Source organism: Listeria cornellensis FSL F6-0969 (genome assembly GCF_000525855.1).
GTDB classification, from domain to species: Bacteria; Bacillota; Bacilli; order Lactobacillales; family Listeriaceae; genus Listeria_A; species Listeria_A cornellensis.
Window position 1 is genome coordinate 1 of the sequence record NZ_AODE01000078.1, and the last position, 850, is coordinate 850.

At 50.9% G+C, this 850-nt stretch carries 1 protein-coding gene; it reads left to right on the top strand.

Annotated elements, in window-relative coordinates:
• Positions 1-55: 55 nt before the first annotated feature.
• On the top strand, positions 56-850 hold a 795-nt coding region (locus tag PCORN_RS16785), incomplete at its 3' end, for a UDP-glucose dehydrogenase family protein (protein ID WP_036082728.1).

The following is an 850-nucleotide window of genomic DNA, read 5'->3' on the forward strand; positions in this document are numbered from 1 at the left end:
ACGTTTTCAGTTGTTACGTGGGCCATGCCTTATGGAAGAGGAGAGGACGAATAGGATGAAAATAGCAGTTGCAGGTGTCGGGTATGTTGGTTTGGTTTCTGCGGTAGGCTTCGCGCATCACGGGCATACGGTTACAGCGGTGGATGTAGACGCAATGAAAATGGCAGGGCTCGCGGCAGGGATTTCGCCGATTTTTGAACCTGGTTTAGAAGCGTTGTTACAGGAACAGTTGGCGGCAGGGCGGATACAGTTTACGACGGATGGGGCTCGTGCTTACGCGGATGCCGAGGCGATTGTGATTGGCGTGGGAACGCCGGAAAACGAAGATGGCTCAGCGAATTTGGCGGCGGTATATCAGGTTGCACAAGAAATTGGTTCGAGTATACAACAGGATTGTCTCGTGATTGTAAAATCGACGGTGCCAGTGGGGACGAATGACAAAATTGAAGCAATTGTGCGCGGCGCCTTGCAAAGTGCGGCGGACGTGGATATCGTGTCGAATCCGGAGTTTTTAGCGCAAGGAAGCGCGGTGTATGATACGCTACATGGTTCACGAATCGTAGTGGGGGCGGAGTCGCCAACTGCGGATGCCAAAATGCGGGAAATCTACGCGGATTACGGGCAACCCATCGTTTCGGTATCACGCAAAAGTGCAGAACTCATCAAATACGCCAGCAATGATTTCCTCGCTCTCAAAATCTCCTTCGTGAATGAAATTGCGAATTTGTGTGACATTTTGGGTGCAGATATCGAGGAAGTCACAGAAGGAATGGGTTACGACCCGCGGATTGGTAATAGTTTTTTACGTGCCGGGATTGGTTATGGCGGATCGTGTTTTCCGAAAGACACG